Origin of the sequence: Cellulomonas sp. Root137 (genome assembly GCF_001426725.1) — a bacterium.
Lineage (GTDB): Bacteria > Actinomycetota > Actinomycetes > Actinomycetales > Cellulomonadaceae > Cellulomonas.
Window position 1 is genome coordinate 74219 of sequence record NZ_LMFG01000003.1, and the last position, 26372, is coordinate 100590.

General features: G+C 73.3%; 27 protein-coding genes. 19 read left to right on the top strand and 8 right to left on the bottom strand.

The features are described from left to right. Window positions 1-61: 61 nt before the first annotated feature. Window positions 62-967, bottom strand: coding sequence for a matrixin family metalloprotease (locus tag ASD18_RS15390; RefSeq protein WP_056093984.1), 906 nt, complete (start codon window positions 965-967; stop codon window positions 62-64). A 155-nt stretch (window positions 968-1122) separates the two neighbouring features. Here ASD18_RS15390 and ASD18_RS15395 point away from each other — a divergent pair, with 155 nt between their 5' ends. Continuing rightward, entirely contained in the window at window positions 1123-2022 is a 900-nt protein-coding gene (locus ASD18_RS15395) for an aminoglycoside phosphotransferase family protein (protein ID WP_056093987.1), read from the top strand. Here ASD18_RS15395 and ASD18_RS15400 read toward each other — a convergent pair whose 3' ends face one another. Continuing rightward, window positions 2023-2544: an Lrp/AsnC family transcriptional regulator gene (locus ASD18_RS15400; protein ID WP_056093990.1), complete on the bottom strand. Its 522-nt coding sequence runs from the start codon at window positions 2542-2544 to the stop codon at window positions 2023-2025. 100 nt (window positions 2545-2644) lie between these two features. Between ASD18_RS15400 and ald the strand changes: the two genes are divergently transcribed. Genes ald through ASD18_RS15420 form a run of 4 tightly spaced genes read left to right on the top strand, consistent with a single transcriptional unit; the run spans window position 2645 to window position 8291 of the window. After that, window positions 2645-3763, top strand: coding sequence for an alanine dehydrogenase (ald, locus tag ASD18_RS15405; protein WP_056093993.1), 1119 nt, complete (start codon window positions 2645-2647; stop codon window positions 3761-3763). Window positions 3764-3772: 9 nt separating this feature from the next. After that, window positions 3773-4777 carry an NAD(P)-dependent oxidoreductase gene (locus tag ASD18_RS15410; protein WP_156388035.1) on the top strand — a complete coding sequence of 335 codons (1005 nt, stop codon included), beginning with the start codon at window positions 3773-3775 and terminating at the stop codon, window positions 4775-4777. Between the two features lie 37 nt (window positions 4778-4814). Next, a complete protein-coding gene (locus tag ASD18_RS15415; protein WP_056093996.1) occupies window positions 4815-6899 on the top strand; it encodes a M3 family metallopeptidase in 2085 nt (694 codons plus the stop codon). A gap of 48 nt (window positions 6900-6947) precedes the next feature. Beyond that, window positions 6948-8291: a M20/M25/M40 family metallo-hydrolase gene (locus ASD18_RS15420; RefSeq protein ID WP_056093998.1), complete on the top strand. Its 1344-nt coding sequence runs from the start codon at window positions 6948-6950 to the stop codon at window positions 8289-8291. On the opposite strand, the gene ASD18_RS15425 is transcribed toward ASD18_RS15420, so the two are convergent. Continuing rightward, a complete protein-coding gene (locus tag ASD18_RS15425; protein ID WP_056094002.1) occupies window positions 8288-8989 on the bottom strand; it encodes a metalloregulator ArsR/SmtB family transcription factor in 702 nt (233 codons plus the stop codon). The two genes, ASD18_RS15420 and ASD18_RS15425, sit on opposite strands and share 4 nt — an antisense overlap. 54 nt (window positions 8990-9043) lie before the next feature. Here ASD18_RS15425 and folE point away from each other — a divergent pair, with 54 nt between their 5' ends. Then, on the top strand, window positions 9044-9616 hold the full coding sequence (folE, locus tag ASD18_RS15430; RefSeq protein ID WP_056094005.1) for a GTP cyclohydrolase I FolE: 573 nt from the start codon (window positions 9044-9046) through the stop codon (window positions 9614-9616). Window positions 9617-9625: 9 nt separating this feature from the next. Next, window positions 9626-10834: an NAD(P)/FAD-dependent oxidoreductase gene (locus tag ASD18_RS15435; RefSeq protein WP_056094009.1), complete on the top strand. Its 1209-nt coding sequence runs from the start codon at window positions 9626-9628 to the stop codon at window positions 10832-10834. Here ASD18_RS15435 and ASD18_RS15440 read toward each other — a convergent pair. Next, window positions 10831-11079 (bottom strand): DUF5703 family protein, encoded by a 249-nt coding sequence (locus ASD18_RS15440; protein ID WP_056094012.1) that lies wholly within the window; start codon window positions 11077-11079, stop codon window positions 10831-10833. The two genes, ASD18_RS15435 and ASD18_RS15440, sit on opposite strands and share 4 nt — an antisense overlap. A 100-nt stretch (window positions 11080-11179) precedes the next feature. Here ASD18_RS15440 and ASD18_RS15445 point away from each other — a divergent pair, with 100 nt between their 5' ends. Further along, window positions 11180-11479 (top strand): hypothetical protein, encoded by a 300-nt coding sequence (locus ASD18_RS15445; protein ID WP_056094015.1) that lies wholly within the window; start codon window positions 11180-11182, stop codon window positions 11477-11479. Here ASD18_RS15445 and ASD18_RS15450 read toward each other — a convergent pair. After that, entirely contained in the window at window positions 11476-12435 is a 960-nt protein-coding gene (locus tag ASD18_RS15450) for an aldo/keto reductase (RefSeq protein ID WP_056094019.1), read from the bottom strand. The two genes, ASD18_RS15445 and ASD18_RS15450, sit on opposite strands and share 4 nt — an antisense overlap. A gap of 78 nt (window positions 12436-12513) precedes the next feature. Here ASD18_RS15450 and ASD18_RS15455 point away from each other — a divergent pair, with 78 nt between their 5' ends. Continuing rightward, a complete protein-coding gene (locus ASD18_RS15455; RefSeq protein ID WP_056094022.1) occupies window positions 12514-13401 on the top strand; it encodes an undecaprenyl-diphosphate phosphatase in 888 nt (295 codons plus the stop codon). Between the two features lie 4 nt (window positions 13402-13405). Here ASD18_RS15455 and ASD18_RS15460 read toward each other — a convergent pair whose 3' ends face one another. Continuing rightward, the gene (locus ASD18_RS15460; RefSeq protein ID WP_056094025.1) at window positions 13406-14416 is read right to left on the bottom strand and encodes a CorA family divalent cation transporter; all 1011 of its coding nucleotides are present in this window, start codon (window positions 14414-14416) and stop codon (window positions 13406-13408) included. Between the two features lie 40 nt (window positions 14417-14456). On the opposite strand from ASD18_RS15460, the gene mshC reads away from it, so the two are divergent. Next, entirely contained in the window at window positions 14457-15716 is a 1260-nt protein-coding gene (mshC, locus tag ASD18_RS15465; protein WP_056094028.1) for a cysteine--1-D-myo-inosityl 2-amino-2-deoxy-alpha-D-glucopyranoside ligase, read from the top strand. On the opposite strand, the gene ASD18_RS15470 is transcribed toward mshC, so the two are convergent. Further along, window positions 15713-16570 (bottom strand): PAC2 family protein, encoded by an 858-nt coding sequence (locus tag ASD18_RS15470; protein WP_056094031.1) that lies wholly within the window; start codon window positions 16568-16570, stop codon window positions 15713-15715. The genes mshC and ASD18_RS15470 overlap by 4 nt on opposite strands. A 91-nt stretch (window positions 16571-16661) precedes the next feature. On the opposite strand from ASD18_RS15470, the gene ASD18_RS15475 reads away from it, so the two are divergent. Continuing rightward, window positions 16662-17354: an HAD family phosphatase gene (locus ASD18_RS15475; protein WP_056094034.1), complete on the top strand. Its 693-nt coding sequence runs from the start codon at window positions 16662-16664 to the stop codon at window positions 17352-17354. Window positions 17355-17364: 10 nt separating this feature from the next. On the opposite strand, the gene ASD18_RS15480 is transcribed toward ASD18_RS15475, so the two are convergent. After that, window positions 17365-18234, bottom strand: a complete 870-nt coding sequence (locus ASD18_RS15480; RefSeq protein WP_235522447.1) for a PD-(D/E)XK nuclease family protein — start codon at window positions 18232-18234, stop codon at window positions 17365-17367. Window positions 18235-18417: 183 nt separating this feature from the next. Between ASD18_RS15480 and ASD18_RS21085 the strand changes: the two genes are divergently transcribed. From ASD18_RS21085 to prcA, 8 genes are all read left to right on the top strand, one after another. Beyond that, window positions 18418-19509, top strand: a complete 1092-nt coding sequence (locus ASD18_RS21085; protein WP_235522425.1) for a site-2 protease family protein — start codon at window positions 18418-18420, stop codon at window positions 19507-19509. An 11-nt stretch (window positions 19510-19520) separates the two neighbouring features. Next, window positions 19521-20531 (top strand): tRNA (adenine-N1)-methyltransferase, encoded by a 1011-nt coding sequence (locus ASD18_RS15490; protein ID WP_056094039.1) that lies wholly within the window; start codon window positions 19521-19523, stop codon window positions 20529-20531. A 177-nt stretch (window positions 20532-20708) separates the two neighbouring features. Continuing rightward, the gene (gene arc / locus ASD18_RS15495) at window positions 20709-22343 is read left to right on the top strand and encodes a proteasome ATPase (protein ID WP_056094042.1); all 1635 of its coding nucleotides are present in this window, start codon (window positions 20709-20711) and stop codon (window positions 22341-22343) included. Window positions 22344-22389: 46 nt separating this feature from the next. Then, the gene (dop, locus tag ASD18_RS15500) at window positions 22390-23997 is read left to right on the top strand and encodes a depupylase/deamidase Dop (RefSeq protein WP_056094045.1); all 1608 of its coding nucleotides are present in this window, start codon (window positions 22390-22392) and stop codon (window positions 23995-23997) included. Between the two features lie 208 nt (window positions 23998-24205). Then, entirely contained in the window at window positions 24206-24469 is a 264-nt protein-coding gene (locus tag ASD18_RS15505) for a hypothetical protein (RefSeq protein WP_156388036.1), read from the top strand. A 146-nt stretch (window positions 24470-24615) separates the two neighbouring features. Beyond that, window positions 24616-24813 (top strand): ubiquitin-like protein Pup, encoded by a 198-nt coding sequence (locus ASD18_RS15510; protein ID WP_056094052.1) that lies wholly within the window; start codon window positions 24616-24618, stop codon window positions 24811-24813. Between the two features lie 6 nt (window positions 24814-24819). Then, a complete protein-coding gene (gene prcB, locus ASD18_RS15515; protein WP_056094056.1) occupies window positions 24820-25653 on the top strand; it encodes a proteasome subunit beta in 834 nt (277 codons plus the stop codon). Beyond that, window positions 25650-26351, top strand: a complete 702-nt coding sequence (gene prcA / locus ASD18_RS15520; RefSeq protein ID WP_056094060.1) for a proteasome subunit alpha — start codon at window positions 25650-25652, stop codon at window positions 26349-26351. Before prcB ends, prcA begins: the two co-directional genes overlap by 4 nt. Window positions 26352-26372 lie beyond the last annotated feature (21 nt).

A 26372-nucleotide genomic window follows, 5' to 3' on the forward strand; every position in this document is an offset into this window, starting at 1 on the left:
CGTACGCGCGCGACCTGGGAGGTGCCCGGGTGGAGGTGCGCGCCCGGTGTGAAGGGTTCGGTCAGACGTGCGGTGCGCACCCGCCGGTGCCGAGCGCGGCCAGTCCGGTGAGATCGCCCGTGGCGAGGTCCGTGACGTGGAGCTGAGTGCTCGGGTACATCAGCTGCGTGGGGTCGTCGACGTGGTCGAGCCCGACGAGGTGTGCCAGCTCGTGGGTCACGATCCCGCGGGCGGTGGGCTGGGTGGCGGGCACCGCGGCGAGCGCCCCGATGTCCTCGCCGTCGAGCGTGACGGACCCGGTGACGTAGACCGAGCGTCCCGCGCGGGTCACCGAGGCGGAGCCGGCGACACCCGCGACGTCACCGGCCAGCTCGGGGGACTCCGCGGCGGTGGACCAGGTGATGAGGACCGGTGCCCAGCGGCGACCGTACGCGTCGGGCTGGTAGGCCGCGCGGTCGGCGCTCGGGGCCTCCCGCGTCGCGCCGTCGTCGACGAACCGGAGGCCGGTCGCCGCCGACACGCTCGCTATCGCCCCTCGGAGGAGCTCCGCGCCGCCGGGGGGCGCGCCGTCCGGGCGGACCACGTAGTGGATGGGTCGGCACGGGCTGTACGCGACGGGTCCGCCGCCGTCCGGCTGCAGGCCGGTGAAGGCGAAGGCTCCCGCCGTGGCCGGCGCCGGCGGCGGCGCGCCGAGCGGGTTCGCTGCCTCCTCCAGCCCGGCCGGAGGTCCGAACGCGGAGGAGGTCGACATCCACCACCGGCCACCCAGCACCAGTCCGCCGACCAGCAGGGCCATCACCAGCAGGAAGCCGAGCCGCGGCCCGCGCCGGACGCGCACTGCCGGACCGAGGAACCGGACGACGCGATCCTCGGCGGGGCCGTGGGGCCGGGGCAGCAGGACCGGGAACGGATCTGCACCACGCGCGCCGACCCAGGGGTTGAGCCCCTGCGGCTCGCCAGTGCTCACGCCGTGCCCTCCCTGTGGTTCCGCCCGTCGGTGCGCGCAGGATCGCACACGGTACGGCCCGGGGCTCGGCGTTCACCCGGCAGGAGCAACGGGGCTGCTGCGGCGATACTGGCGTCGCGTCGGTGCCAGGAGCGGGACCGGGGGAGGAGCAGCGCGTGGCCGGTCTCGTCGTCCCCGCGATCCTGTGGGACGGGCCGGGTCGCACCGCCGCCGGTCGCGCCTGGATCGACCGGCTGCCCGACCTCGTCGAGCGCGCCACCGGGCGGTGGGCGCTCGCGCTGGACGATCCCTTCACGAGCGGAGCGGCGTCGTGGTGCGCGCCGGGCACCCTCCCCGACGGGCGGCCTGTCGTCCTGAAGATCTCCTTCCCGCACGACGAGGCGCGGCACGAGGCGGCGGCGCTGCGTGCCTGGCACGGGCACGGCGTCCCCGAGCTGCTCGGGTCCGACCGGGACGACTGGGCCCTGCTCGTGGACCGGGTCATCCCGGGTACCGCGCTGAGCGTGGCGCCCGGCGCGGCCGAGGAGCGCCTGGGGACCGCGGCCTCGGTGGCCCGGGCACTGTGGTCCGCGCGGTCCGACGTCGTGGTGCCGGACCTGCGGGACGTCTGCGCCGGGTGGGCGGACCTGCTGGAGGAGCGCGGGTCCCGGCACGGGGTCGACGTCCGGGTCGCGGCGGACCTGCTGCGCACCCTGCCCGGCTCGTCGGACGTGCTCGTGCACGGAGACCTCAACCCCGGCAACATCCTGGCCGCCGGGCACGGGCGCTGGCTCGCGATCGACCCGAAGCCCCTGCGCGGGGACCCCGCGTACGACCTGTGGCCGCTGCTCGAGCAGGTCGACGACCCGTTCGCGCACCCCGACCCGGCCGTGCTGCTGCGCAAGCGGATCGAGCACCTGGCCGGGTTGCTCGACCTCGACGCCGAGCGGGTGGCCGCGTGGGGGCACGCGCGGTGCACCGAGTCGGCCCTGTGGGTCTGGGACGAGCTCCGCGACGAGCCCGGCGCCCGACGCATCCTGGGGCAGGCGGCCGTCTGGGGCGGGCTGCTCGCCTGATCAGAGCGAGGCGGTGCCCGGGGCGTGCACGTGCTCGAACACCAGGCTCGTCTGCGTGTGGGCCACCTCCGGGCGGGTGCTCAGGTGCTCGAGCACGAACGCCCGCAGCTCGGGGGAGTCGCGCACCGCCACGTGCACGAGCACGTCGTCGACACCCGCCAGCAGGTACACGTCGCGCACCTCGGGCCGCTGGGCCAACCGGTGCGCCACCTCGGCGAGCCGTGCGCGCGCCGACGGCTGCAGGCGGACGGCGATCATCGCCTGCAGGCCGCGGCCGACCGCCTCGGGGTCCACCTGGGCGTGGAAGCCGCGCAGGACCCCGGACTCACGCAGCGCCCGCACCCGCGCGTGGCAGGTGGAGGGGGCGATGCCGGCGAGGGCGGCGAGCTCCTTGTTGGAGATCCGGCCGTCCCGCTCGAGCTCGCTCAGGAGCCGGCGGTCGACCTCGTCGAGAACGACGGCGCCGAACGCGCTTCGGTGCGGACCGGGTGAGAGGCGCTGGAACGAATCGGCAACGGACATGTGGTGAATCTAGCGAATCCTCGATCTTCGTCATGTGATTGCAACACAGGAAGTTCAGAATCAGGGCAACTGCCGAAGATCAGCCCGGACGGAGACCACCATGAAGGTCGGCATCCCCAGCGAGGTCAAGAACCACGAGTACCGCGTGGCGGTGACGCCCGCGGGCGTGCACCAGCTGGTCGGCTCCGGTCACCAGGTGCTGGTCCAGGCCGGTGCCGGTGCCGGGTCGGCGATCACCGACGAGCAGTTCGCCGCCGCCGGGGCGCAGGTCGTCGCCGACGCCGCCGAGGTGTGGGGGAGCGCCGACCTCGTCTGCAAGGTCAAGGAGCCCGTGGCGTCCGAGTACGGGTACCTGCGCGAGGACCTGCTGCTGTTCACCTACCTGCACCTCGCCGCGGACCGTCCGGCCACCGACGCTCTCCTCGCCGCGGGCACGACGTCGATCGCGTACGAGACCGTGCAGCTGCGCGACGGGACTCTCCCGCTGCTCGCCCCGATGAGCGAGGTCGCGGGCCGGTTGTCCACGCAGGTCGGGGCGTACCACCTGATGAAGAACGAGGGCGGCTCGGGGGTGCTGCTCGGCGGGGTCCCGGGCGTCGACGCCGCGAAGGTGGTGGTGCTCGGCGGGGGAGTCGTCGGACGCCACGCCGCCGAGATCGCCGTGGGCATGCGCGCCGACGTCGCCGTGCTCGACGTGTCCATGCCGCGGTTGCGGGACACGGACTCCGCGTTCGGCGGGCGCGTGCGCACCGTGGCGTCCAGTGCCTACGCCGTCGAGCGCGAGCTGCTCGACGCCGACCTGGTGATCGGCGCGGTGCTGGTCCCCGGCGCGCGCGCACCCCACCTGGTCAGCAACGAGCTGGTGTCCCGCATGCGGCCCGGCTCCGTGCTGGTCGACGTCGCGGTCGACCAGGGCGGCTGCTTCGAGGACACCCGCCCCACCACGCACGACGAGCCCACCTACCGCGTGCACGGCTCGGTGTTCTACTGCGTCGCGAACATGCCGGGTGCCGTCCCCGTCACCTCGACGCGCGCGCTCACCAACGTGACGCTGCCGTACCTCAGCGCGCTCGCGGACCTCGGCTGGACCGCGGCCGTCGCGGCGGACCCCGCACTCGGCGCCGGACTCACGACGCACGCCGGGGAGCTCTACAACGACGCGGTCGGTCAGGCGCACGGCTACCCGACGCACACCGCGCGGACCACCGCCCTCGCCTAGCCTCGCCCCATGACGACGGCCCTGGTGATCGGTGGCAGCGGGCAGATCGGCCGGGCTGTGGTGCCCGCGCTGCTCGCGGACGGGTGGGAGGTGCGGGTGCTCGCCCGCCACGCCGCGGACGTCGGGGGAGCGGAGGTCGTCCTCGGTGACCGCCAGGACCCCGACGCGCTCGACGAGGCCCTGGCCGGCGGGGTGGACGTGCTCGTGGACGTCGTGGCGTACGACGACCGGCAGGCGGCGCCGCTGCTGGCGCGGGCGGACCGGATCGGGTCGGCCGTCGTGATCTCGAGCGCCGCGGTGTACGTCGACGCCGCGGGGAACGGGTTCGAGACGGACGAGTTCGCCGCGTTCCCCGGCCCGATCGCCGAGGACCAGCCGACCGTCACTCCCGGACGCGACTCCTACGCCACCGGCAAGGTCGCGCTCGAGCGGGCGTGGGCGTCCTCGGACGTCCCGACGACGATCCTGCGCCCGGGCGCCATCCACGGGCCCGGATGCCTCCAGCCGCGCGAGTGGACGTTCGTGAAGCGGGTCCTCGACGGGCGTGACGTGCGGGTGCTCGCGTACGACGGGGCGAGCCGGTTCCACACCACCGCGACCGCGGTCCTGGGCGAGCTCGTCCGGCTCGCGGCGCAGCGGCCGGGCCACCGCGTGCTCAACGCCGCCGACCCGCGCGCGCTGACGGTGGTCGAGATCGCCGCCGCCGTCGACGCGGCGATGGGCGTCACGTCCCGCCTGGTCACCGTGCCGGGCGACCCCGTGGACGGTGTCGGGCTCACGCCGTGGGCGGTGCCGCGACCGGTCGTTCTCGACCTGCAGCGCGCAGCCGACGAGCTCGGGTACGTGGCTCCCGGCGGCTACGAGGACACCGTCGGCGCGTGCGTGGAGTGGCTCGTCGAGACCGCGTCGGCGCGCGACTGGCGCGAGGCGTTCCCCGGATTCGTGCGGATGGAGGCGATGGGCGACTTCTTCGCGTACGCCGCCGAGGACGTCTACCTGGAACGGTCGTCGTGACGAGCGGAGGCCGCGAAGCTCGGCGATGATTGCCGCCATGCAGCCGACCGACCTCGCCGCCGACAACCCCTTCGGTGCACCGTCCACCCTTCCGTACGGCCTTCCCGACCACGCGCAGATCCGCGAGGAGCACTACCGCCCGGCCCTGCTCGCCGGCATGGCGCAGCACCGCGCAGAGATCGACGCGATCGCCACCGACCCCGCCCCGCCCACCGTCGAGAACACGCTCGAGGCACTGGAGAGGTCGGGCCGCCTGCTGCACCGCGCGGTCAACAGCTTCTACAACCAGTCGAGCGCGGACTCGACCCCCGGGATCGAGGCGGTCGAGGAGGAGATCGCGCCTTTGTTCGCGGCCCACCACGACGCGATCTACCTGGACGCCAGGCTGTTCGCGAGGATCTCGGCGCTCCAGGCCGGCGTCGACTCCGGCGCCCTCGAGCTCGAGCCTGACACCGCCTGGCTCCTGCACCGGACCCACACGCAGTTCGTGCGCGCGGGGGTGGGTCTCGACGAGGCGTCCCAGGACCGCCTGCGCACGCTCAACGCCGAGATCATGAGCCTGGAGACCGCGTTCGGGCGCGACGTCCTGGCGGCGACGAACGCGGCCGGGGTGCTGGTCACGGACGAGGACGAGCTGGACGGGATGGCGGACGACGCCCGCGCCGCCGCCGCGAAGGCGGCACGCGACCGGGGCCACGAGGACGGCTGGTTCCTCGAGCTGGCCCTGCCCACGCAGCAGGCGCCCCTCGCGGTGCTGCGCGACCGCTCCCTGCGGGAGCGGGTGTTCCGCGCCTCGGCCGGTCGCGGCGCCTCCGGCCCGCACGACACGCGTCCGTCGCTGCTCGGCCTGGCGCGCAAGCGGGCCGAGCGCGCGCAGCTGCTGGGGTACGCGCACCACGCGGAGTACATCGCCGCGGACGCGACCGCGAAGACCGCCGAGGCCGTCGCCGACATCCTCGAGCGGCTGGCGCCGGTGGCCGTCGCCAACGCGCGCGCCGAGGGGGCCGACCTCGCCGAGGCGCTCGACCGCGACCACCCCGGCGCGGAGCTCCAGCCGTGGGACTGGCAGTTCTACGCCGAGCAGGTCAAGAAGGAGCGGCGCTCGCTCGACGACTCGATCCTGCGCCCGTACCTGGAGCTCGAGCGCGTGCTGGCCGACGGGGTGTTCCGCGCGGCCACCGAGCTGTACGGCCTGACGTTCGCCGAGCGCCACGACCTGGTCGGCTACCACCCGGACGTCCGCGTCTTCGAGGTGTTCGACGCGGACGGCAGCGGGCTCGGCCTGTTCCTCGGCGACTACTGGACGCGCGAGTCGAAGCGCGGCGGCGCCTGGATGAACAACCTCGTGGACCAGTCGACGCTGCTGGACGAGCAGCCGGTGGTGGTGAACAACCTGAACATCCCGAAGCCGCCTCCGGGCGAGCCCACGCTGCTCACGTGGGACGAGCTGATCACGATGTTCCATGAGTTCGGGCACGCGCTGCACGGCCTGTTCTCCGCGGTGCGCTGGCCGTCGCAGTCGGGCACCGAGGTGCCGCGCGACTTCGTCGAGTACCCGTCCCAGGTCAACGAGATGTGGGCGTGGGAGCCGTCGATCGTGCGGGCGTTCGCGCTGCACCACGAGACCGGTGAGCCGATGCCGGCGGAGTGGGTGGACACGCTGCTGGCGGCACGGCAGGACGGTGAGGGGTTCGCGACGACGGAGTACCTCGCCGCCGCCCTGCTGGACCAGGCCTGGTACCGGCTGACCCCCGACGAGGTGCCGGCGGACGTCGACGCCGTGGAGGCGTTCGAGGCGGCCGCCCTGCACCGCGCCGGCGTGGACTACGCCCCCGTGCCGCCGCGGTACCGCACCACGTACTTCAACCACGTGTTCGGCGGCGGCTACTCGGCCGGCTACTACTCGTACATCTGGTCCGAGGTGCTCGACGCGGACACGGTCGAGTGGTTCCGGGAGAACGGCGGCCTCGACCGGGCCAACGGTGACACGTTCCGGGCACGGCTGCTCTCGCGCGGCGGCTCGCTCGATCCCATGCAGCTGTTCCGCGACCTGCGCGGCCGCGACCCGCTGATCGACCCGTTGCTTGCTCGCCGCGGGCTGCTCGGGGCCTCCGCGCACTGATCTGCACGCGAGCGGAGACCCCGTCCGGAGGCCGGTACGGTGGACGGCATGCCCGTCACCCACCCGGCCTCCGGCACGCCCGCCACCGTGACCGCGCAGGACGAGGTCGTGCAGATCTGCCGCGACCTCATCCGCATCGACACGTCGAACTACGGCGACGACTCGGGTCCGGGGGAGCGCGCCGCCGCCGAGCACGTCATGGGCCTGCTCACCGAGGTCGGCCTCGACCCGGAGCTGTTCGAGAGCACCCCGGGTCGTGCCAACGTGGTGGTCCGCCTGGAGGGCTCGGACCGGACCCGGCCGGCGCTCGTCCTGCACGGTCACCTCGACGTGGTGCCGGCGCGGGCCGAGGACTGGACGGTGGACCCGTTCGGCGCCGAGGAGACCGACGGCCTGGTCTGGGGCCGCGGCGCCGTGGACATGAAGGACATGGACGCGATGATCCTGTCCGTCGTGCGGCAGATGGCCCGGGAGGGTCGCAGGCCGGCGCGGGACGTCGTCGTCGCGATGTTCGCGGACGAGGAGGCCGGGGGCAGCCTCGGCGCGCGCTGGGCGGTCGACCACAGGCCGGAGCTGTTCGAGGGCGCCACGGAGGCGATCAGCGAGGTCGGCGGCTTCTCCGTCGACGTCGACGGCCATCGCGCGTACCTGCTCCAGACGGCCGAGAAGGGGCTGTCCTGGCTGCGGCTCGTGGCCGACGGCCGGGCGGGCCACGGCAGCCAGGTCAACACCGACAACGCGGTCACGCACCTGGCCGAGGCCGTCGCGCGGCTCGGTCGCCACCCGTGGCCCCTGCAGCTCACGCCGACGGTCCGGGCACTCCTCGACGGCGTCGCCCGGCTCACCGGTCTGCCGTTCGACCCGGAGGACCCTGCGGCCGTCGACCGGCTCGTCGCCGCACTCGGTCCCGCCTCGAAGTTCGTCGGTGCCACCCTGCGCCACACCACCAACCCCACCCAGCTGACCGCGGGCTACAAGGCGAACGTGATCCCGGGCTCCGCGGAGGCGACCGTGGACGGCCGCTACCTGCCGGGGCTTGAGGACGAGTTCGCCCGCACCGTCGCGGAGCTGGCCGGCGAGCACGTGCGGATCGAGCGCATCCACCACGACACCGCCCTCGAGGTGCCGTTCAGCGGCGACCTGGTGGACCGCATGGTCGAGTCGCTGCTGGCCGAGGACCCCGACGCGACCGTGCTCCCGTACACGCTGTCGGGCGGAACCGACAACAAGTCGCTCTCGCGGCTGGGCATCAGGGGCTACGGGTTCGCGCCCCTGCGCCTGCCCGCCGACCTCGACTTCGCCGGGATGTTCCACGGCGTCGACGAGCGCGTGCCCACCGACGCTCTCCACTTCGGCACCCGCGTGCTCGACCGGCTCCTGCGGACCTGCTAGTCGCGCGCGTCGAGGACGACGCAGCAGCGGTCGGGCCGCGGCTCCAGCCGGACGTCGAGCCGGTCGGGTGCGATCCCGTCGGCGAGCGCCGCGACGAGGCAGCGGTTCGCCCCGCAGACGAGCTCGGTGTGCACCTGCGCGAGCGCGTGGAACGGGCAGTTGTGCAGGTCGACGTGCCCTTCGCTCCGGTGCGGCTCGTAGCCGTGCTCGGCCAGCACCCGGACCGTGGTGCCGAGCGCGTCGCCGTCCGACTCCGTGGGGGTGGCCGCGCGGCCGGCCGCCTCGCCGTACGCCGCGAAGGCCCCGTTCACCGCGTCGACCACCGGCGTCCCCGAGCGCGCTGACTCCGCGACCGCGTCGCCCAGGAGCCGCGCCGCGAGCTCGTACTCGCGCCCCGGCAGCGAGATCGCGATGTCGCGGACGGCACGCCGGTAGAGCGTGGCCGGCCGACCCGCGCCGGGACCTGACCGACCGGTGAGCCGGGCGTGGCTGGTCTGCAGCAGGCCGTCGGCGGCGAGCCGGTCGAGGTGGAACCGGGCCTGGTGCCGCGGGATCCCGACCCCCTCCGCCGCGTGGTCACGGCTGACCGGCTCCGACTGGGCGCAGACGAACCGGTAGAGGGCGAGCCGCACGGGGTCGGCGAGCGCGCCGACGGTCTCGGCGTCGGCGGCGAAGGTCCCGCTCTCCGTGCCTCCCATGACCTTGACACTACTGGCGGACGTTTCTAACGTACAGAGAAGCGTCCGATAGAGATGAGGCCCGCGGTGACCCTCGCCCCGACCCGCACCGATGTCGCGACCGAGGCAGCGCGGGTGTTCCTCGAGGCGCTCGGAGTGCCCTGCGACAGCCCCGGGACGGAGCAGAGTCCTCGCCGCATGGCCGAGGCGTACGCCGCAATGCTCACGGCCCGGCCGGTCCAGATGACGACGTTTCCCAACGACGAGCAGTACGACGAGCTCGTGGTCGTCCGCTCGATCCCGGTCCAGTCGTTGTGCGAGCACCACCTGCTGCCCTTCGTCGGCGTCGCCCACGTCGGCTACCTGCCGGCGGGTCGGATCCTCGGGCTCTCCAAGTTCGCTCGCGTGGTCGAGATGTTCGCGCGTCGCCCCCAGGTGCAGGAGCGCCTCACCCGCCAGGTGGCGGACTGGATCGACGCGCAGCTGGCGCCCCAGGGGGTGGGCGTCGTCATCGAGGCCGAGCACCTGTGCATGACCATGCGGGGAGTCCGCGCGGGCGGGGCGGTGACGACGACGTCGGCGCTCTCCGGCGTCCTGCGGGACTCGCCGGCCACCCGCGCGGAGTTCCTGGCCGCGGTCCGTCCCTAGGAGGTCGCCATGGCAGGAACCGTCGTCGTCGGAGCCGGGCTCGCCGCAGCGCACGTCGTCGCGACGCTGCGCGCGGACGGGTACGACGCCCCGGTGGCCCTCGTCGGTGAGGAGCTCGACCGACCGTACGAGCGCCCACCGCTGTCCAAGGGCTACCTCCAGGGGGCGAGCCCGCGCGACGACGTGTTCGTGCACGAGCCGGGCTGGTACGCCGACCACGACGTGACCACCCGGTTCGGCACGGCCGCGACCGGGATCGACCGGGCAGCGCGCACGGTGGGTCTGTCGGACGGCTCCGCGCTCGAGTACGAGCACCTCGTGCTGGCCACGGGCTCGAGCCCCCGCACGCTGGACGTCCCGGGATCCGAGCTCGACGGGGTGCACACGCTGCGCCGGCTGGGCGACAGCGACCTCCTGCGCGACGAGCTGGCCGCGCGGTCGCGCCTGGTGGTCGTCGGCGGTGGGTGGATCGGGCTGGAGGTCGCGGCAGCTGCTCGGATTGCCGGCCTCGACGTGACCGTCCTCGAGTACGCCGCGCAGCCGTTGCTGCGGGTGCTCGGCCCCGAGCTCGGTGCGTTCTTCGCCACCCTGCACCGGGACCACGGGGTGGACGTGCGCACGGGTGTCGGGGTGGAGGGGTTCGAGGGCTCCGCGGGTCGGGTCACCGGCGTCCGGGCGGGCGGCGAGCTGATCCCCGCGGACGTCGTCCTGGTCGGTGTGGGTGCCGCGCCGAACGTGGAGCTGGCCGTGCGGTCAGGGCTGGAGGCCCACGCCGCCGGGGGGATCGTGGTCGACCAGCACCTGCGGACCGCCGACCCCGCCGTCCTCGCGGCGGGCGACGTGGCGAACGCGTACTGCACGGCGCTCGGGCACCGCCTGCGGGTCGAGCACTGGGACAACGCGATCCGCCAGGGCGCCCTCGCGGCGCGGTCGATCCTGGGCGCAGACGCCGCCTACGACTGGCAGCCGTACTTCTACACCGACCAGTACGACCTCGGCATGGAGTACGTCGGGCACGCCGACGCGGACGACACCGTCGTGGTCCGCGGGGACCGGGAGACGCGGGAGCTCATCGCGTTCTGGCTGCGGGACGGGCGCGTCCGTGCCGCGATGAACGTCAATGTCTGGGACGTCAACGAGCAGCTCCGGGCGCTCGTGGGGCGCGAGATCGCGCCGGACCGGCTGGCCCGGCAGGACGTGCCCCTCGACGCGCTCTAGTCCGAGGTCTCCGCCAGGGTGCTGCGCACGCGGATGACCTTGCGCCGCAGCCACACCTTCCGCTCGCCGCCGGCGAACAGCAGGGTCCGTGACAGCTCCCAGCGCCCGAGCTCCGCGTGCTCGGTCAGCATCCGACGCGCGTCGTTCCGGGAGGTCGTCGCCGGGATCCGGAGCACGCGGTACTCGTACTGACCGCCTTGCGCGACCCAGTCGGGCCGCTTCGTCCCTGTCTGACTCGAAGCCATCGACCACCCCGTCCCGCGCGCTCTGCGCCTACGTCCCGATGCTGGTGCCGAAGAACCTTACGCGCTGCCATTGTGCCTCGCGTAAGGCTACGGTCATCGCATGACCGTCGACCCGCGTGCCGCGCTGGACCGCCTGATCGCAGCCCTCGAGGCCCACTACACCGCCGTCGCCGCACCGCACGGCGAGGACGACCCCGCGGTCGACGACGCCTACGACATCCTGGCCGACGCGTTCGAGGTGTACGACGACGCCCTCGGCACCGTCCACGGCGAGGCCACGCCGTTCTACCTCGCCGAGGAGGACGACGGCGACGACGAGGACGACGACGACGAGGACGAGGACGACGAGGACTACGACGACGCGGACGTCGACGACCTGGCCGACGAGACCTCCCGCTAGAACCGCTCGGGGTACCCGAGCGTCGGTGCGCTGATCTCGTCGAGCGCCCGCCGGAGCTCGTCGGGAAGCACGAGGTCCTGCGCCGCGAGCGATCCCCGCAGCTGGGTCGCCGTCCTGGCGCCCACGATCGCCGAGGCCACCCCGCGCGCCTGCACCCAGGCGAGCGCGACCTCCAGCGGCGTGCGCTCGAGTCCCTCGGCGGCCGTGGCCACGGCCTCGACGATCGTCGCCGACGCCCGCGCGAGGTAGGGCTCGACGAAGCCGGCCAGGTGCGGGGACGCCGCGCGCGAGTCCGCGGGGATGGTGCGCCGGTACTTGCCCGTCAGCACGCCGCGCCCGAGGGGGGACCACGCGAGCACGCCCACGCCGAGCGCGACCGCGGCGGGGACCACCTCGCGCTCGATCCCGCGCTGGAGCAGCGAGTACTCGGCCTCGACCGCGGTGAGACCGACCTCGCCCTCCAGCAGGCTGGCCGCCCGGGCCACCTGCCAGCCGGCGTGGTTGGAGAGCCCGACGTAGCGGGCGCGCCCGCTCGTGACGGCCAGCCGCAGCGCGGACACCGTCTCGTCGAGCGGCGTGCGCGGGTCCGGGGTCTGCACCAGCCACAGGTCCACGTGGTCGGTCCGCAGGCGCCGCAGGGATCCGTCGAGCGAGGCGAGCAGCCCCCCGCGCGACGCGTCCACGACCCCGCCGTTGCTGGTCCGCCGGATGCCGGCCTTCGTGCAGAGCACGACCTCGTCGCGAGGCACGACGTCGTCGAGGAGCTCACCGAGCAGCTCCTCGGCGCCACCGTCGGCGTAGGAGGCCGACGTGTCGATCAGCGTGCCGCCGGCGTCGGTGAAGTCCCGCAGCTGCTCGGTGGCGTCGTGCGCGTCGGTGTCGCGGCTCCAGGTCATCGTGCCGAGCCCGAGCCGGGAGACCCGCAGACCGGTGCGGCCCAGGTGGCGCTGTTCCATGAGGCGCAACACTAATCGGCGCGCGTGTGTCATCTGCGGCAACGCACCCCGGCTATCGTTCCGGTCGTGACAGAGGCCATGGGACTGGGTGAAGCGATCCTTCTGGGGCTCGTGCAGGGGTTGACCGAGTTCCTCCCGATCTCGTCGAGCGCGCACCTGCGCATCATCGGTGACCTCCTGGGGTCGGACCCCGGCGCGGCGTTCACGGCGATCACCCAGCTCGGCACCGAGACCGCCGTGCTCCTGTACTTCCGGCACGACATCGTGCGCATCGCGACGGCATGGTGGCGGGCGCTGCGCGGTGCGTACGGCACCGACTGGCGGTCGCGCGCGGGGATGCCGGCGGGTCAGGCCAGCGACCACGACGCCCTGATGGCCTGGTTCATCGCCCTCGGGTCCCTGCCGATCGTCATCCTGGGGCTGCTGTTCCAGGACGCGATCGAGCAGACGTTCCGCAACCTGTGGCTCATCGCCCTGACCCTCGCGGGCTTCGCCCTCGTGCTCGGCTGGGCCGACGGGCGCGGGGCCAAGCAGCGTGAGCTCAGCCAGCTGACGGGGCGGCACGCGCTCCAGTTCGGCTTCTGGCAGGCGCTCGCGCTCATCCCCGGGGTGTCCCGTTCCGGCGGCACGATCACCGGCGGGCTGCTCATGGGCTACACCCGGGAGGCCGCCGCGCGGTACTCGTTCCTGCTGGCCATCCCCGCGGTGTTCGGCTCCGGGCTGTTCCAGCTGGCCAAGAGCGTCGACGACTTCGGCAAGGGCGGCACGCCCGGCTTCGGAGCGACCCTCGTCGCGACGCTCGTCGCGTTCGTCGTCGGGTACCTGGTCATCATCGTGTTCCTGAAGATCGTCTCCACGTTCAGCTACAAGCCGTTCGTGTACTACCGGCTCGGGCTCGCCGCGCTGGTCGTGATCCTGCTGCTCACCGGCGTGCTCGACGCCAATAGCGCACCCGTGACGACGTAGCGCCTCAGAGCCAGCCGGACCGGCGGAACAGCCGGTACAGCGTGAAGCAGACTCCGCCCATCAGAGCGATGGCCAACGGGTACCCGAAGGTCCAGGACAGCTCCGGCATGTGGTGGAAGTTCATGCCGTAGATGCTGGCCACGAGGGTCGGCGCCGCGGCGATGGCCGCCCAGGACGAGATCTTCCGGACGTCCTCGTTCTGGCGCACCGACACCTGCGACAGGTGCACCGAGAGCATGTCGCCCAGCAGGTCGTCGTAGCCGTCGAGGTGCTTGTCCAGGCGGTCGACCCACGCCACGGCCCGGCCGAGCCACGGCTGCGAGTGCCGCCGCTCGCGCGACTCCTCGGCCTCGGCGATGAGCTCGGGGAGCACGGACGTCACCGGGCCGAGCGCGCGACGGGCCTCGGCGATCTCGCGCTTGAGGTCGTAGATCTTCTCGAGCGGGTTGTGGTGCCGGGTCGACGAGAACACCAGCCGCTCGACGTCCGCCACCGCGTCGCCGAGCGCGATCTCGACGTCGGACGCCTCCGCGACCAGCGAGAGCACGACCGCGGCGAGCACCTGGTGGACGCCCTCGTCCGGCACCGGGTAGCCGCCGGTGAGCTTGTCGATCGCGTGCCCGATCACGTCGGCGTCGCCCAGCTCGCACATGACCACGACGTCCTTGCCGACGACGCAGGTCAGCGCTCCGGTGTTGACGTCGTTCGTCGCCTCCACGAAGGAGAGGGTCGGCGCGGTGAGGACGAACTCGCCGTCGGGGGACCGGTCGAGCCGCGCGCGCAACGGGTGGTCCGCGGCCGACGGGTGCGCGCCCGGTCCCTTGTGCAGCAGCAGGGCGATGGCGTGCTCACCGATGCCGTGCCGACGGGCCGCCTCGGGCAGGTCGGCCATCGACTCGACGATCACCCAGCGGGGTCCCCTCGACGGCTCGCCCGGCGCGCGCAGGGTCCAGCCGTCCGACGTCTTCACGCAGACGCGCTCACGGGGGTCGTCGATCGAGGTCTCGTGCGTCACCTGGGCATTGTGGACCTTGGGACGCGGTTAGGCTTCCGCCGTGCTCACCTGGCCCACCCCGTACATCCCGCAGCTCCCCGGACGAGGTCTCCCCGTGCAGGTGCGCGACTCCTCGACCGACCGGCTGGTGGTCGCGGCGGCCGGCCAGGACGCGACGCTCTACGTCTGCGGCATCACCCCGTACGACGCCACGCACCTGGGCCACGCCGCGACCTACGTGGCGTTCGACGTGCTGGGCCGCGCCTGGCGTGACGCCGGCCATCGCGTGCGCTACGCGTCCAACGTCACCGACGTCGACGACCCGCTGCTGGAGCGCGCGACGGCCACCGGCGTCGACTGGCGGGACCTGGCGGCCGAGCAGACCGCCCTGTACGCCGAGGACATGACCGCGCTGGCCGTGATCCCGCCCGACGTGTACTCCGGCGTGGTCGAGGTCATCCCCGCGGTCGTCGCGGCCGTCGAGGTGCTGCTCGCCGCGGGGGCGGCCTACCGGGTCCCCACCCCGGACGCGCTGGTCGACGACGGCCTCGGGGACGTGTACGCGGACCTCACGGCCGACATCGACTTCGGCGCGGTCGCCGGGCTCGACGACGACACCATGCGCACCCTCTCGCACGAGCGCGGCGGCGACCCCGACCGGCCCGGCAAGCGCGCACCCCTCGACCCGCTGCTGTGGCGGCGGGAGCGTGCGGGGGAGCCTGCCTGGGACGGGGGCTCGCTCGGCCGCGGCCGGCCCGGCTGGCACATCGAGTGCGCGGTCATCGCGCGGGACGCCCTCGGGCTGCCGTTCGACGTCGAGGGCGGCGGCTCGGACCTGCAGTTCCCGCACCACGAGATGAGCACCTCGCACGCCCGCCTGCTCGACGAGGGCCGCGGCGCCCGCGTGCACCTGCACACCGGGATGGTCGGGCTCGACGGCCACAAGATGAGCAAGTCGCGCGGCAACCTCGTGCTGGTCTCCCGCCTGCGCGAGGAGGGGGTGGACCCCATGGCGGTCCGCGCGGCCATCCTGGCGCACCGCTATCGCGACGACTGGGACTGGACGGACGAGTCCCTGCGCTCGGCGCAGGAGCGGATCGAGTTCTGGCGCCGTGCGGTGTCCGGCAACGGGGGACCGGACGCGGAGAGCACGCTCGCCGGCGTCCGGGCGGCACTCGCCGACGACCTCGACACCCCGACCGCGCTGGCCCTCATCGACGACTGGTCGCACCTGTCGCTGGCGGGCACGGCCGACCCGGTCGAGGGAGCTCCCGGCGTGATCAGCCGCACCCTCGACGCCCTGCTGGGCATCCGGCTCTAGCCGCCGGTGCCCTTGTCGCGGCGGCGCAGGTAGCGCTCGAACTCCTGCGCGATCGCCTCGCCGCTCGCCTCCGGCAGGTCGGCCGTGTCCTTGGCCTCCTCGAGCTGGTGCACGTACTCGCCGATCTCGGCGTCCTCCGCGGCCAGCTCGTCCACACCGTGCTGCCACGCGGCGGAGTCGTCCGGCAGCTCGCCCAGGGGGACCGGCTCGCCGAGCAGCTGCTCGAGGCGGTGCAGGATCGCGAGCGTGGCCTTCGGGGACGGCGGGTGCGCGACGTAGTGGGGGACGGCAGCCCACAGGGACATGGACCGCAGGCCGCGCGCGGCGGCCTCGTGCTGGAGGACGCCGACGATGCCCGTCGGTCCCTCGTACGTGTTGGGCTCGAGCCCGAAGACGTCGCGGACGCCGGCGTCCTCGCTGGTGGCGTTCACCGGGATGGGCCGCGTGTGCGGGACGTCGGCCAGGAGGGCGCCGACCGTGACCACGGTGTCGACACCGAGCCCGGCGGCGATGTCGAGCAGCTCCGTGCAGTACCGGCGCCAGCGCATGGAGGGCTCGATGCCGTGCACCAGGACCACCCGCCGCCCGCTGACGGGGGTGGTCGCCACGGCCACCGCGGTGGTCGGCCAGGTGATCTCACGGCGGCCGTCCAGTCCAGGGCCCACCACCGGGCGGTTGACCTGGAAGTCGTGGTACTCCTCGGGGTCCAGCTCGTCGACCTGCTCGGCGTCCCACACCTCGTGCAGGTGCTCCAGCGCCTGCGTCGCCGCGGAGCCAGCGTCGTTCCAGCCCTCGAACGCGGCGAGGAGGACGGTCTCGCGGGCGGGGAGGTCGGCCGGGGGGGTCTCGCTCATCCGTCCAGACTAGAGCGACGGGAGCGCCGACCCCGGACGGGCGCGTCCGCGCGCGCGTCGGGACCACCGCGAGGGCTCGTACCATGGAGCGATGCCCCGCGCCTTCGCCGACCTCACGCTGCCCGCCGCCGTCCTGTGGGACATGGACGGGACGCTCATCGACACCGAGCCCCACTGGATCGGCGCCGAGACCGAGCTCGTCGAGGCGCACGGCGGTGTCTGGACGCACCAGGACGGGCTGTCGCTGGTCGGCAACCCGATGCTCGCGTCCGCCGCGCGGCTGCAGGAGCGTGGCGTCGACCTGTCCGCCGACGCGATCGTCGACTTCCTCAACGACCGCGTGGCCGCCGCCGTGGCCGCCGGGATCCCGTGGCAGCCCGGGGCTCAGCAGGTGCTGGCCGACCTGCGCGACGCCGGCGTGCCCATGGCGCTGGTCACCTCGTCCTTCCGGATGCTCGCCGAACCGTTCGCGACCGCGGCCGGGATGTTCGACGTCGTGGTGAGCGGCGACGAGGTCTCCCAGCCGAAGCCGGACCCCGAGCCGTACCTGACCGCGGCGCGGCTGCTCGGCGTGGACATCGCCGAGTGCATCGCCGTCGAGGACTCGCACGCCGGCATCACCTCCGCGCTCGCGTCGGGGGCGCGCACGGTGGCGATCGAGGTGCTGCAGCCGGTCGCCCCGCAGCCGGGGCTGAGCCGCATCGCCTCGCTCGGCGAGCTGACGCTCTCCGCGATCGGGCGCGTGGTGCGCGGCGAGGTGCTGGACCTGCGCCGAGCAGGCTGACGGTCGCGGCTCAAGCGGCCGGGACCACGCCGATCGACCGCTCGACGGCGCCGGCCGGAATCTCTGGCGGGGTGCCGCCGAACGCGGGGCAGAGCGCCTTGAACGAGCACCAGTCGCACAGCTTCGACGTGCGCGGCCGCCAGTCCCCGGACCGGGCTGCGTCCTCGATGCCCGCCCAGATGGAGCGGACGCGCGCCTCGATGGTGGCCATCTCCGGCTCGGTCGGCTCGTGCGTGAGGATGACGCCGTCGCCCAGGTACTCGAGCTGCAGGCGCTTGGGGAGCACCCCGCGGGTGCGCCAGATGACGTAGGCGTAGAAGCGCATCTGGAACAGCGCCGAGCTCTCGAACCCCGCGCGCGGGGACCGGCCGGTCTTGTAGTCGACCACGCGGACCCACCCGTTGGGTGCGACGTCCACCCGGTCGACGATGCCGCGCAGCAGGGGGCCGCCCTCGTCCAGCTCGGTGGACACCAGCAGCTCGCGCTCGCGTGGCTCGATGCGCGTGGGGTCCTCGAGCGTGAAGTACGTCGCCAGCAGCGCCTCGGCGCTGGTCAGCCACTCGGCCAGGTCGGCGGGCTCCGCGAAGAGCTCACCGATCTGCGGGGACCGCTCCAGGAGCGTCGCCCACTGGTCGGGGAGCAGCCCGTGCGCGGCCGCGAGTGTGCGCTCGGTGGCCGGCAGGTCGAAGAGGTGCTCGAGGACCGCGTGCACCAGTGTCCCGCGGGCCGCGGCCGAGCTCGGTGGCTCGGGGAGGCGGTCGATCACCCGGAAGCGGAACAGCTGCGGGCACTGCAGGAAGTCGTTGGCGCGCGAGGGGGACAGGCCCGGACGCGACGGCGGGCGCTCCGCGACGGCTTCCTCGACGGCGACCTCGATCACCGTCTCCACCGCGTCGTCGACGGTCACGCCGAGGTCGGGGGAGACGTCGGGCGAGTCCTGGTCGAGATGCTGCACCGTCACCCCTCGAGCGTAGGCGCGACCGCCGACACGACCGGCCAGCGACCCACCTACTCTTGAGCGGTGAGCGCCCCTCGACCCCCCGCACGACGATCCTCCGGCTGGGTGATCGGACGTGCCGTCGGCGCCCCGATCATCCTGGCCCCGAGCTGGCTCATCGCCGCGGTGGTCCTGACGCTCATCTTCGCCCCGACCGTCCGCGCCCGTTCCGAGAACCTCGGCGGGCTCGTGTACGTCGTCGCGCTCGGCTTCGTCGTCCTGCTGTTCGCTTCCGTCCTGGTGCACGAGCTGGCGCACGGGCTCATGGCGCGCGCCCGCGGGCAGCAGCCGCGCGAGTTCGTGCTCACCCTCTGGGGTGGGCACACCGCGTTCGGCGGCGCGACCCCGACCCCGGGCAGCAGCGCGCTGATCGCGGTCGTCGGGCCGATCGCCAACCTGGTGCTGGCCGGCGGGTTCCTGGCGGTCGCGCAGGGCGTGGACGCGCGGAGCCTCGTGGGTCTGCTCGTCTGGTCCGGGTGCCTGACCAACGCCTTCGTCGGGCTGTTCAACCTGGTCCCCGGGCTGCCGCTCGACGGCGGGTACCTGCTCGAGGCGGCCGTGTGGGGAGCGACCAAGAACCGGCACACCGGGACGGTCGCCGCGGGCTGGGTCGGACGGATCGTCGCGGTCCTCGTGTTCGCCTGGGCCCTCCTGCTGCCGCTGGCGCTGAACCGGCAGCCGGAGATCTACGACGTCGTCTGGGGCGCACTCATCGGCGCCTTCCTCTGGTCGGGGGCCTCGGCCGCGGTCCGGGGCGGGCGGACGCAGAAGGCGGTGGGCATGATCACCGTCGGCTCGGTGGGCCGCCGGGCGATCGGGGTCGGGCACACCGAGTCCCTCGCGCACGCCGGGGCGCTCGCCGCGTCGGCCGGTGCCGAGGAGGTCGTGATCCTGTCGCCCGACGGACGGCCCGCGGCGTACGTCGACCGTGCTGCGGCCGCGTCCGTGCCGCCGGACGCGGCCGGCACCACCCCGGTGACCGCGGTCGCCGTCCCGCTGCCCGGCGGAGCCGTCGTCGACGGGCTCCTCACCGGTCAGCAGCTCGTGGCCGCCGTGGGTCGCGCCACCGAGCACTCGCCCGTGGTCGTCGCCCTGGTGGACGGCCGGGTGGTCGGGCTGATCCGCGCGATGGACGTCGTCGCCGCCATCCGCTCCTAGACTCGGGCACCGTGAACCCCGACCAGACGTCCACCGGGGCCGCGCAGCGCCGCGGCCTCCTCCGTGCGGGCGACCGCGTCCAGCTGACCGACCCGCGCGGGCGGCTGCACACGATCACGCTCGCCGAGGGCGCCTCGTTCCACACGCACCGCGGCTACCTGAGCCACGACCTGCTGCTCGGTGCGCCCGAGGGCTCGGTGGTCCGCAACACCGCCGGCATCGAGTACCTCGCCGTCCGCCCGCTGCTCGCCGACTACGTGCTGTCCATGCCGCGCGGCGCCGCCGTGGTGTACCCGAAGGACTCCGGCCAGATCGTGGCGATGGCGGACATCTACCCGGGCGCCCGCGTGATCGAGGCCGGCGTCGGCTCCGGCGCGCTGACCATGTCGCTCCTGCGCGCGGTGGGCGACGGCGGCTCGCTGCACTCCATCGAGCGGCGCGAGGACTTCGCGGCGATCGCCCGCGGCAACGTCGAGGGCTTCTTCGGCGGCCCCCACCCGGCGTGGCAGCTGTCGGTCGGCGACCTGTCCGACGTGCTGCCCACCGTGGCCGAGCCCGGCAGCATCGACCGCGTGGTGCTCGACATGCTCGCGCCGTGGGAGAACCTCGACGCGGTCGCCGAGGCGCTCGCACCCGGCGGCGTGTTCATCTCCTACGTCGCCACGACCACGCAGCTCTCGCGGCTGGCGGAGGACGTCCGCAGCGACGGCCGGTACACCGAGCCGGAGGCATGGGAGTCGATGGTGCGCGGCTGGCACCTCGAGGGGCTCGCCGTGCGTCCGCAGCACCGGATGATCGGGCACACCGGCTTCCTGCTCACCACCCGCCGGCTCGCCGACGGCGTCGAGGCGCCGCAGCGTCGCCGCCGCCCCGCCAAGGGCGCCTATCCCGTGGCGCCCGACGGCGCGCCCGCCGTCGACGACTCCGAGCTGTGGTCGCCGGAGGCGATGGGGGAGCGGCTCGTGTCCGACAAGAAGCTGCGCCGCGCGCGCCGCGACGTCGGCCAGGCGCCCGAGGCCTGATCCGCAGCAGGGCGCAGGCTCGGGCCCACCATGTGCTCGGCCACGAGCTGAACCGTTCGCGCGCGTCGTGCCCCGGCGGTTGACACTGGTGGTTAGGGTCGTCGGACCAGCAGGCACAGCGCAGTGCACGGTGGACGGAGTGACGACCACGCACCATGCGGAACGGAGGCCGACGAGATGACTGATCCGGCAGCCCCTGGGCGGGACCTGCACCGCGAGCTCTCGCTGCTCGCGGCCAAGAACGAGCGGCTCAGCGACGCGCTCGTGGCCGCCCGTGAGCAGATCATCGACCTCAAGCGCCAGGTGGACGACCTGGCCAAGCCTCCGGGGACGTATGCGACGTTCCTGGGCTCGCGGGCCGACGGCACCGTGGACATCGTGTCCTCCGGCCGCAAGATGCACGTCGGCGCCAGCCCGTCCCTCGACGTCTCGCGCCTCCAGCCGGGCCAGGAGGTCATGCTGAACGAGGCGCTGACCGTGGTCGAGGCCGGTGGCTACGAGGAGGTCGGCGAGCTCGTCACCGTCAAGGAGCTGCTGGGCACCGACCGCGCCCTGGTGGTCGGCCGCGGCGACGAGGAGCGCGTCGTGCGCTTCGCCGGGCAGGTCAGGGACGCGCACGTGCGCATCGGCGACGCGCTGACCATCGACTCGCGCAGCGGCTTCGTGTTCGAGGTCATCCCGCGCGCCGAGGTCGAGGAGCTGGTGCTCGAAGAGGTGCCGGACATCGACTACGAGGACATCGGCGGGCTCGGACCGCAGATCGAGGCCATCCGCGACGCCGTCGAGCTTCCGTTCCTGCACCCCGAGCTCTTCCTGGAGCACGGTCTCAAGCCGCCCAAGGGCGTGCTGCTCTACGGCCCGCCCGGGTGCGGCAAGACGCTCATCGCCAAGGCGGTCGCGCACTCGCTGGCGGCCACGGCGGCGGCGGCGCGCGGGGAGTCCACCGCGGACACCAAGAGCTTCTTCCTCAACGTCAAGGGTCCGGAGCTGCTCAACAAGTACGTCGGCGAGACCGAGCGGCACATCCGGCTGATCTTCGCCCGGGCTCGCGAGAAGGCGTCGCAGGGGCACCCGGTCGTGGTGTTCTTCGACGAGATGGAGTCGCTGTTCCGCACCCGCGGCACCGGCGTGTCCAGCGACGTCGAGACGACGATCGTGCCGCAGCTGCTCAGCGAGATCGACGGCGTGGAGCGGCTCGAGAACGTCATCGTCATCGGCGCCTCGAACCGCGAGGACATGATCGACCCGGCCATCCTGCGGCCCGGCCGTCTCGACGTGAAGATCAAGATCGAGCGCCCGGACGCGGAGGGCGCGCGGGAGATCTTCGGCAAGTACCTGGTGCCGACGCTGCCCATCCACCCCGACGACATCGCCGAGCACGGCGGGTCCGCCTCCGCGGCCGTCGAGGCGATGATCACGCGCGTCGTCGAGCGGATGTACACCGAGAGCGACGAGAACCGGTTCCTCGAGGTCACCTACGCCAGCGGCGACAAGGAGGTCCTGTACTTCAAGGACTTCAACTCCGGGGCGATGATCCAGAACGTCGTCGACCGGGCGAAGAAGTCGGCGATCAAGGACTTCCTGCAGAACGGTCAGCGCGGGATCCGCGTCGAGCACCTCCTGACGGCGTGCGTCGACGAGTTCCGCGAGAACGAGGACCTGCCCAACACGACGAACCCGGACGACTGGGCGCGCATCTCCGGCAAGAAGGGCGAGCGCATCGTCTTCATCCGGACGATCGTGCAGGGCAAGAAGGGCGCCGAGGGCTCGCGCACCATCGAGAACGTCACGAGCACGGGGCAGTACCTCTGACGGACGGATGTCCTGGCGCACGGTCGCACCGTCCTAGGGTGGACGGGTGACCGTGCGCCGCGTGATGGGGATCGAGACCGAGTACGGGATCCTCCAGCCCGGACGCCCGCTGGCCAACCCCATGCTGCTGTCCAGCCACGTCGTCGCGGTGCACGCGGCAGCCCGCGAGGGTGCCCGCACCAAGGCCCGCTGGGACTACGACGACGAGGACCCGCTGCACGACGCCCGCGGGTTCCACCTGCAGCGTGCCTCGGCCCACCCGTCCCTGCTGACGGACGACCCCGAGAAGCCGGCTCCGTCCGGCGACGGGCCGCAGGCCCTGCCCCGTGCGACGACCGAGGAGTACGAGGACCCCGGCGCGGCGAACGTGATCCTCACCAACGGCGCACGCCTGTACGTCGACCACGCGCACCCGGAGTACTCCTCGCCCGAGGTCACCAACCCGCTCGACGCCGTGCGCTGGGACCGTGCCGGCGAACGGGTCATGCTGGCGTCGGTGCGGGCCCTGGCGTCCACCGCCGCGCTGCCGGACGTCGCCCTGTACAAGAACAACGTGGACGGCAAGGGCGCCACCTACGGCATGCACGAGAACTACCTCGTCGACCGGGCGGTCCCGTTCAACGACCTGGCCGCGCGGCTGATCCCATTCTTCGTCACCCGCCAGGTGTTCACAGGGGCCGGCCGCGTCGGGCTCGGGCAGCGCGGTGAGGAGCAGGGGTTCCAGCTGTCGCAGCGCGCCGACTACATGGAGGCCGAGATCGGCCTGGAGACGACGCTGCGCCGCCCGATCATCAACACGCGCGACGAGCCCCACGCGGACCCGGACCGGTGGCGCCGTCTGCACGTGATCATCGGCGACGCGACGATGCTCGAGGTGGCGACCTACCTGCGACTGGGCACCACGTCGCTGGTCCTGTGGCTCATCGAGCGCGCGGTCGCCGAGGGCGGAGCCGGGGGCGCGCTGGCGGCGATCGACCGGCTGACCCTGCGGGACCCCGTGCAGTCCGTCCACGTGGTCAGCCACGACCTGAGCCTCACCACGCGCCTCGAGCTCGCCGACGGGCGCCGGCTGACCGCCCTGGAGGTGCAGCACGAGTACCTCGCGGCGGTCCGCACGGCGCTGGCGCACGTCGGCGACGAGCCCGACGCCCAGACGGCGGACGTGCTGACCCGGTGGGAGTCCCTGCTCGACCGGCTGGACACCGACCCCGCGTCGTGCGCCCGGGAGGTCGAGTGGCTGGCCAAGCTCCGGCTGCTGGAGGGGATGCGTCGGCGCGACCGGCTGGCGTGGGACCACCCGCGGCTGGCGGCGATGGACCTGCAGTGGTCGGACGTCCGGCCCGAGCGCGGCCTCTACCACCGGCTCGTCCAGGCCGGTGCCGTCGAGCTGCTGGTGACCCCCGAGCAGGTGGCCGACGCCGTGCTGCACCCGCCGCGGGACACCAGGGCGTACTTCCGCGGCGAGGCGGTCGCGCGGTACGGCGGCGAGATCTCCGCGGCGAGCTGGGACTCCGTCGTCTTCGACGTGCCCGGTGCGGCGACGCTCCAGCGCGTCCCGATGCGCGACCCGTTGCGCGGGACGCACGCCCACGTGGGCGAGCTGCTGGACCGGAGCCCCGACGCGACGGCCCTGCTCGACGCGCTCGGCGCGTAGCGGACGTCGGCGTGGACGGGGAGATCGCCGGGTGAGCGGAGCGCTGGCACTGATCGCGTCGTTGCCCGGTCGTCGGTGTGTGTCGGTCCGGCGGGCACACCATCAGTTCGCCGGCGATGTCCCGTCGACGTTCGGCCCGATCGAGTTCGGGTGGGCGGACGGAGACGTCACGACGTTCGATGTGCGAAGTGACTGGACACTCGAGGTCGTGGCCACGCCGTGGTTCGACCCGTACGCAGACGCGGACGAAGTGCGGCGTGCGGAGCTCGCGGTCGAGGTCGGGCTGTGGAACCCCTCCACTCCGTCCCTTGCCGACCCTCTGCGGGCGGTGGTCGGACAGTCGATCGGTCACGTCGAGCCGATCTTCGACCAGGTCGCGGATCTGACCGGTGTGGAGGTGACCTTCGAGGCGACCACGGTTCTCGCGACGATGTACGGCGGTCAGCTCGTGATCCAGGTCATCCAGCACTAGCCGATGGGCACCCGAGCGCTCGGCGTGCAGGCGCCACCCAAGTTCGCCCGCCTCCTCGTCCGCACCGTGGGCGTCGGGACCGGGAGCGTCGGAAGATGGGCCTAGGGTGGGCGTCAGCACGTCGTCTGGCACCCCGGGAGGTCACCATGGCTGGTCAGGAACACGTACGCCCGCGCCGCGAGGACGCGGAGCCGGACGACGGCCCGGACACGCCCGCCCCGGCCGCGCCGAGCGCGCAGTCCCGGGACGCGGAGGTCGACGCCCTGCTCGACGAGATCGACGACGTCCTGGAGTCCAACGCCGAGCAGTTCGTGCGCGGGTTCGTGCAGAAGGGTGGTCAGTGACCGCCGATGAGCTCACACGACACGTCCGCTTCCGGGCGGCTGCCGCACGCGTTCACGACCCCCGGCTCGTCGTCGTTCGTGGAGTTCTTGTCCGGCCACGCCCCGCAGCTGCTGCCGGGTAACCGGCCTGCCGGCGAGGTGCACGCGCCGCACGGTACGACCATCCTGGCGCTCGCCTTCGAGGGCGGGATCGTCATGGCGGGTGACCGCCGCGCGACCATGGGGTCGATGATCGCGAGCCGGGAGATCGAGAAGGTCTTCCCGGCCGACGAGTACTCGGCCGTCGGCATCGCCGGCACCGCAGGGCTCGCCGTGGAGCTGGTCCGGCTGTTCCAGCTGGAGCTCGAGCACTACGAGAAGATCGAGGGCAGCCTGCTGTCGCTCGACGGCAAGGCGAACCGGCTTGCGACGATGATCCGCGGGAACCTGGGCATGGCCATGCAGGGTCTGGCGGTCGTGCCGCTGTTCGGCGGGTTCGACCTGGACCGTCGCCTCGGCCGGATCTTCTCCTACGACGTCACGGGCGGCCGGTACGAGGAGCACGACCACCACGCCGTCGGATCGGGCTCGGTGTTCGCGCGCGGCTCGCTCAAGAAGCTGTGGCGCCCCGGGCTCGACGCCCCCGGTGCGATCCGCGTGGCCGTCGAGGCGCTCGTGGACGCGGCCGACGACGACTCGGCCACCGGGGGACCGGACCACACGCGGGGCATCTGGCCGGTCGTCGCCACCGTCACCGAGTCCGGGTACCTGCGGGTGAGCGACGCCGACCTGGCCGCGGTCGCGGAGACGGTCGAGCAGGAGCGGCGACGCACGCACGAGGGCCGTGGGGGTGCGCGATGAGCATGCCGTTCTACGTCTCGCCCGAGCAGCTGATGAAGGACCGGGCGGACTACGCGCGCAAGGGCATCGCCCGCGGCCGGTCCGTCGTGGTCCTGCAGTACGACGACGGGATCGCGTTCGCCACCGAGAACGCGTCGCGCGCGCTGCACAAGATCTCCGAGATCTACGACCGGATCGGCTTCGCGGCCGTCGGCAAGTACAACGAGTTCGAGAACCTGCGGGTGGCCGGCGTGCGCTACGCCGACCTGCGCGGCTACTCGTACGACCGGGAGGACGTCACCGCGCGCGGGCTGGCCAACGCCTACGCGCAGACGCTGGGCACCTCGTTCACCACGGAGTCCAAGCCGCTCGAGGTGGAGATCGTCGTGGCCGAGGTGGGGCGGGCTCCGGCCGGTGACCAGATCTACCGGCTGGCGTACGACGGCTCGGTGACCGACGAGCACGGCTACGTCGTGATGGGCGGCCAGGCCGAGCGCCTCGGCGGCCTGCTCGCGCAGGAGTGGCGCGCCGGGCTCACCCTTCCGGAGGTCCTGGCGCTCGCCGTGCGCACGCTCGGCTCCCCGGCCGAGGAGGGCGGCGAGGCGCGCACGATCCCGGCCGCGCAGCTGGAGGTCGCGGTGCTGGACCGGACGCGACCCCGGCGCACGTTCCGGCGGCTCGCGGGGGCGTTGCTGGAGGACCTGCTGGACGCAGACTGAGTACACCGCACCGGGCGACGG